Below are 6,455 nucleotides of genomic sequence, written 5' to 3' on the forward strand. Positions count from 1 at the left end.
GTAATGCATGATACCTGAGGTTGGGCAAGCGGAAAATTTGGATCGGCCGCCTCACGACGATAGCCGTACGTGGCTGACCCGCCTGTTCCACTCCGACAAGCTGCCAATGATGCTTCAGGCAGAGGCGGCGGAGTGTGGTTTGGCCTGCCTTGCCATGGTAGCCGCCGCCCATGGCCAGCGCCATACGCTCTCTGATCTGCGCCGCAAATTCAGCGCCAGCCTTAAAGGAACAACCCTCAAAAGCGTTATGGATATGGCCGATGGGCTGGGTATGGTTGGCAGGCCCTTGCGGCTGGAAGTGGATGAATTGGTCAGCCTCAAGCCGCCTTGCGTGCTGCATTGGAATTTGGCCCATTATGTCGTGCTGAAGAAAGCGTGGAATGGGCCAGGTGGGGTTTGGGCGATTATTCATGACCCAGCGCGCGGTGTGCGCAAAGTGGCCCCGGCAGAGATTGGCCGGTCTTTTACTGGTGTGGCGCTGGAGCTGACGCCAACGCCAGCGTTTACCAAGAAGAAGCAGGTTGAACGGGTTCGCCTTACGGATATGTGGAGCACGCTGAAGGGCCTTAAAGGCCCTGTCATCCAGCTCTTCCTGCTCGCCCTAGTCGTGCAGGTGATTGGCGTGTTCAGCCCGATGCTGAACCAATTGATCATTGATGATGCCATCTCCAAAGGCGATATGGACCTTTTGACCACCATCGGCATGGGCATGGTGATCTTGCTGTTGATCCAGACCGGCATTGGCCTGTTGCAAGGCTTTGTCGGCATGTATCTGGGCACGCAACTCTCGTTTCAGATGCAGAGCAATCTATTGCGCCATGCCCTGCGCCTGCCCGTGGCGTGGTTTGAGAAGCGCCATATTGGCGATATCATGAGCCGGTTTTCCTCGCTTGGGCCGGTACAGGGATTCCTCACCAGCGTGCCCATTGGCGCGACCTTGAATGTCATCATGCTGGTGGTGGGTGGCACGATGGCGGTGCTGTATTCGCCACTGCTGTTTGGCTGTGTGATCGCCACCATGTTGATCCCGCTGATTGTGCAAGCAGTCACCTTTCCATGGGTGCGGCGCAAGACCGATGAGGGGATTAGTCTTGGTGCGGTTGCCTCTACGACCTTCATGGAGACTTTGCGCGGTGCGCGAACGTTTAAGCTGTTTGGCAAAGAGCGCGAGCGCGTCAGCCAATGGCAGAATGATACCGCCGCCAGCGTCAATAACAGCGTAACCATGCAGCGCGTTGGCCTGTGGGGCGGGGCGGGGCTTGGCATTGTCACGGGCCTGCAAGGGGTCGCCGTCTGGTGGCTGGGGGCCAAGCAAGTGATTGATGGCACCATGAGCCTTGGCATGTTGATGGCTTTTCAATCCTATGCGGGCCAGTTTTCTGGCGCGCTATCGGGCCTCATTGGCCTTTACTTCCAATGGAAGACGTTGGAGCTTCATCTCGAACGCCTCGCCGATGTGGTGCATGAGGACCCAGAAGTTGGGGTGGATGAGCCCATTCAAGAAGGCCGCTTGTTTGAAGGTCGCATCGGGGCCGACAAACTCTCCTTCCGCTATGCAACCCATGAGCCCTTGGTGTTCAAGGACGCCAGCTTCTCCATCGACCCCGGCCAGTTTGTCGCCATCATTGGCCCGTCCGGCGGCGGCAAAACGACCTTGATGAAGGTCTTGCTGGGCTTGCTTGATCCAACTGAGGGCGAAGTAAAGGTCGAAGGGGTTGGCCTCAAGAACTTTGGTGTCCGTACGTTCCGTCATCGCATAGGCGCAGTCTTGCAAGATGATCGCCTGCTGGCAGGCACGATTGCCGACAATGTCTCTTTCTTCGACGCAGACCTCGATATGGCCAAGGTGGAAGAGTGCTTGGCCAAGGCTTGTGTGCTGGATGATATCCTGAAGATGCCAATGGGGACGATGACTTTGGTAGGTGATCTTGGCTCCACCCTGTCCGGCGGGCAACAACAGCGGGTATTGCTCGCCCGCGCGCTCTACCGCGAACCGACAATCCTGTTCCTAGACGAGGGCACCGCCAACCTCGACCCGGAGACTGAAGCACGGGTGTCGGAGACCTTGCGCGGCCTATCTTGTACCCGCATCTTTGTTGCTCACCGGGAAGCCGCGATTGCTGGGGCAGATCGGACTTTATTGGTCGCGGGTGGCACGGTCACGGAGGTCACCGAGCAGGTGCAAGTGGCGGCGGAGTAATTTTGATTGGGGCTGTTAGAATGTCCGCTTTCGGGCTTGGGTGAATTGCACTTTATTGACCTAGTTTGGCGCAAAGCAGACCTAGCACGAGAGGCACCCCGCCCTCGGCGCTCAAATTCTAGCACCACTAGCGCAGTTCAGGACAGGCTTGCCTCGCGGGATAACAGATAGCGCTTGGCTACCGCCTCGACGACGTCTGCGCCCGCATCAAGCCGTAAGTGTGCATAGCGCTCGGTTGTTTGAGGTTTTGTGTGACCGAGGAGCTTACCGATTATCGCGAGGCTTGCACCATCTGCCACGGCCCAAGAGGCGAGTGTGTGCCGCAATGTGTGTAAGGATGCGTCGCGGACCCCGGCATGGGCGACCACCCTATTCCAAGCACGTTTGGGCGGCTCCATAGGACCGGACAGGTCTGCCTTTGGGAAAACCCAAGCACAACGCTTCTCAATGTGACGCAAAATCTCAGCGCCAGCTCCAGGTAATGGAATGGCCTTAGAGCGGGATCCGCCACCGCTTTTGTGCCTCAATGGCGGAAGCAATAAGATCCCTCGAGATAGGTCTACTTCGCGCCACTTTAACTCGACGATTTCGCTACGACGTGCACCAGTTAAGGCAAGCAACCGAAAGCAATTTGCTGCTTGGCTACTTATGCCACCGGTCTCTTCAAGGGCAGTGATTGCATTCCAGATCGCCCCAGCCTCACGTTCGTCCAAATATCTCTCTTTTCCAGCCAACTGGAGACGGCGTACGCGCGTTGCAGGGTTATCTGCCCGCAATCCGCGGCGAACACTCCAAGCAAGCATAGCGGCAAGTGTCTCGGTTGAGCGGGCAGCCGCCCCTCGTCCACCACGAACCCTCGCCAAGCCCCGTATACGCGTTTTCTCGGTTGTAGCTGTTCTCCCGGCCATCACGGCTTGTTGCCACTCTGATATGTCATCGGCGGTTATAGCCCTCAGCAATTTGCTCCCCAGGAGCGGGATTGCGTGACGCTCCAAGTTCCCTCTGTCCAACTTCCATGAAGATTCGCGCTTGTCTGGCTTTTCTCTCGGGCCCTCAGCCAGATAAAGCGCGACTGCCTCCTTAAATGTAAGCGCCGCTTTGTCCTCTTCCCGTTGCCCTGATTTTCGTGTTTGGGGATCGAGTCCCCGCGCCACGTCTCCAGCCAAAATGGTAGCGAACTCTAAAGCTTCATCGGTTGTAAGGGTGCCATAATCACCAATGACATAAAGTTTGTCCCTTCCTTCGAAACGATAGCGATACTCAAATGTCTTGCGACCTGTTGAGCGGACGCGCAGGCGGAGACCTTCCAATCGACCGTCTCGAACAACAAATGCTCGACTTGAAACGGGCAAAATGGCATCAATGACACGTTTTGTGAGACGAGTTTCGGAAAGTTCCGTCATATCTTCATACCTTTAGAGGCCATTTTGGGTCCGTGTATGGTCCGTGGCAGGGAGAAAATCATGGCATAATCTTGCGAACCATTGCAAGCTAAAATTTGATCAACTATCTGTATTTATTTGAAAAATACTAACTATGACAAGCTCTGAAAAGCCCTGAAAAACCGTCTAGATACGTTGACATCGTAGGGGTCACAGGTTCAATCCCTGTCGCGCCCACCATTAAATCAAAGACATTGGTGAGTTACAATTGCGGTGAAGCAATTGCCTCGTGTATCAACCAGCGACGCCATAGCGGCCCGCATGGATCGCAATTGTGGGGGGCAGCCCAATTGTATCAAACGCGTTTTGGATCGCCATAAGGTCGGTCCAGAACGCCAGATGTTCACTCTGTGTGTGGCTTTCGAGGGCCTTGGCGCTCAACACAAATGGGAAGATATGCACGTCTACCTTTGTTTGTCCGGCCCGATGGGCGGCACTTACCAGTGTCCAAATGTCCTCGATAACAGGGTCGGTCATCGCCAAACAGCCAACACTCTCGCAGCGTCCATGGATCATAATAAAGCTACCGGTCCGACCAAGGGCCTGATCGAACGCGTTAGGATAACCCACATTCATGGAGAGATGATAGGAGGAGGCATTATTCATCGCCTCAGGGGTCACACCATAGACGCCCTCAGGGACTTGTTTGTCGCCTTCGGCCTTTTTGGGGCCCAATACACCTGAGGCGGCACAAATTGGCCAATTGGCGAATTCGACAAACCTGCCCGCGCCGCCCGGCTGCACATAAAGGTGCAATCGCTTTTCTTGCTTAAACGCCCGGATGAAAACGGGGTCGCCTAGGCTGGCACCTAGGGCCCTAAGGCGTGCGGTAACCATTGGGGTGGCCCGCTCAACGGCCACAGCCGCCCGTTGCGGCCCGGGTAATTCCAAGCGCTGATCGCTGCAGGCAGCTGCCAAGGCGGGTAAAGCCAATACGGGAACCAAGATGGTTTTGCGTCGCGTAATCATGGCCTAACCTTAGCCCCTCCAGACTAACGAGACCAGAGGCATTACGAGCGCTTTGGGGGGCCGACCATCTGGTGCCCCACTTCATAATGAAAATGGCCCAAGCATCTTTGCCTGGGCCAAGTTGGTACGCACGTTGACTTCTTAGTTTGTTTTAGCGGAACAGCGACAACGCCGATTGCGAAGAAGTATTGGCAATCGACAAAGCCTGCACGCCCAATTGTTGCTTGGTTTGCAAGGCTTGCAGCTTTGCGCTTTCCTTTGAGAGGTCGGCGTCCGCAATGGAACCGATGCCGTTGGTCAGAGCATCTTGGAGCTTTCCAATGAAGGTGCGGTGCACTTCGAAGCGCTTCGCACCGGCACCCCAAGTCGCCAATTGGGTACCCAAATTGGTGATTGAAGCATTGACCAGACCGAGAGCAGTGGTGGCGTTACCAGCCGTGTCTAGTGCAGAGGCTGCCGTGACCGTTATAGTGGCACTGCCCAGCGCCAAGCTGACGCCGTTGACCGTGATCGCATTGCCACCGGCAGAGTCGCCCAAGGCAACGGCATTGTTTGGCGTGGCCCCGATCATATTGGCCCCATCAAACGATGCATTGGCTCCAATGCTGGTGATTTGGTCTCGCAATTGCGCATAGTCAGCTGCTAAAGCGGATTGAGCAGAGGCCGAAAGGCCTGCTTGTGACGCGGCGAGCGCCTTACCCTTCATTTCATTGAGCAACTCCATGATGCTTTCGCCGGCTGCTATGCCGGTATCAAGAATGGAAGCTGCCCGGTCGGTCGATTCACGCACCCGATCATAAGCGCCAACATCGGAAGTCATTTTGCTGGCAATCGCATAAATCGCTCCGTTGTCTTTGGCAGAGGCGACTTTTAAACCTGTCGAAATCGCATTCTGAGTTTTCGCTAGGTCTGAATTGGTTTTATTCAATGTTTGCAGTGCCACCATGGCACCTTGATTGGTGTTTACGCTGAGCATTTCTAGCCCTCTTCCTACTAGGTACTCCCCCACTACGAGCGGGGCGCGCTCGCTGTGAACGCCCAGTAACATTACCGTTGAGTTCTGAATGGTTCATTGAAAAACATGGTTAATATTACCTGAGAGTCACACAAAAATATGATTATCTGTGGTATTTGTCAGTAAAAAGGCATCAAGCAATAACCAGAGTGATGAAATACTGTTCTTACAAGATATTTTGAAAATTCTCTGAGTTTTTATACGCTACCTGAAAATGATTTCGTGTTTACCTTTTTTCTCAAAACTTGATGGTGCAAGTCCAATGCTACTTATCAGTTTTCCCTCGCCATGAGAAACATTTGAATAGAGGCAAAGAACGCAACAATTAAGCCCCCGAAAGCCTCGGCCCTCGAACGGCTAAGCTTGACGAGGGCCGCAGTTGCCGTGCCGCGCCGCTCGAACAGCACAAACAAACCACCTCCCCGAAAACACCGACAACTTGTCTTGAATTGAGACGAAAAGCGAAATAATTGCAAAATTCTTCATTAACTAATTTGTCGATAACAGGGCAATAATAGTTTTGATGAATATAATATTAAATAAACATTCTTGAACTGATCTGAAAATTCACGGATTTCCGATCAGTTACTTGTGCCTTATTTTGCCTTATTTCGACCAAAGCATGAATTGGCCCCTAGATTGCTCCCCTATCTTCAGAAGCCACACAGGGTTTGAGCTTCAATTCAGTGGGAGTACATTATGAAGAAGGCAGCAATCATCTCGGCAATCGCACTGGTCACCTCGATCGGCGGTCAAGCATTTGCCCAACAAGCCATCAACGTTTCTCAGTTCATGAACAGCAACATTTCAGCAACCACCGTGGGTATTG

Annotated in this window: 4 protein-coding genes and 1 pseudogene; 1 reads left to right on the forward strand and 4 read right to left on the reverse strand. The window is 53.9% G+C overall.

Annotated features, from left to right (window positions below; genetic code table 11):
- Positions 1–7: 7 nt before the first annotated feature.
- Positions 8–2,200 (forward strand): peptidase domain-containing ABC transporter, encoded by a 2,193-nt coding sequence (locus ACOVRA_RS03060; RefSeq protein ID WP_421719001.1) that lies wholly within the window; start codon positions 8–10, stop codon positions 2,198–2,200.
- 137 nt (positions 2,201–2,337) lie between these two features.
- Here the strand turns inward: ACOVRA_RS03060 and ACOVRA_RS03065 are convergent, their stop codons facing one another.
- From ACOVRA_RS03065 to ACOVRA_RS03080, 4 genes and pseudogenes are all read right to left on the reverse strand, one after another.
- Positions 2,338–2,913, reverse strand: coding sequence for a site-specific integrase (locus ACOVRA_RS03065; RefSeq protein ID WP_421719004.1), 576 nt, complete (start codon positions 2,911–2,913; stop codon positions 2,338–2,340).
- 207 nt (positions 2,914–3,120) lie between these two features.
- Positions 3,121–3,603: pseudogene (locus tag ACOVRA_RS03070) on the reverse strand (integrase arm-type DNA-binding domain-containing protein); the annotation flags it as partial.
- A 273-nt stretch (positions 3,604–3,876) separates the two neighbouring features.
- Entirely contained in the window at positions 3,877–4,611 is a 735-nt protein-coding gene (locus ACOVRA_RS03075; RefSeq protein ID WP_421719002.1) for a L,D-transpeptidase family protein, read from the reverse strand.
- A gap of 151 nt (positions 4,612–4,762) precedes the next feature.
- Positions 4,763–5,587 carry a flagellin gene (locus ACOVRA_RS03080; RefSeq protein WP_421719003.1) on the reverse strand — a complete coding sequence of 275 codons (825 nt, stop codon included), beginning with the start codon at positions 5,585–5,587 and terminating at the stop codon, positions 4,763–4,765.
- Between the last annotated feature and the right edge of the window lie 868 nt (positions 5,588–6,455).

This window comes from Aquidulcibacter sp. (assembly GCF_049239865.1).
Taxonomy (GTDB): domain Bacteria; phylum Pseudomonadota; class Alphaproteobacteria; order Caulobacterales; family Aquidulcibacteraceae; genus Aquidulcibacter.

Bases quoted from the DNA above. Each gene is read 5' to 3' on its own strand.
- ACOVRA_RS03075 (WP_421719002.1), bottom strand. From the start codon at position 4,611: ATGATTACGCGACGCAAAACCATCTTGGTTCCCGTATTGGCTTTACCC.
- ACOVRA_RS03080 (WP_421719003.1), bottom strand. From the start codon at position 5,587: ATGCTCAGCGTAAACACCAATCAAGGTGCCATGGTGGCACTGCAAACA.
- ACOVRA_RS03060 (WP_421719001.1), top strand. From the start codon at position 8: ATGATACCTGAGGTTGGGCAAGCGGAAAATTTGGATCGGCCGCCTCAC.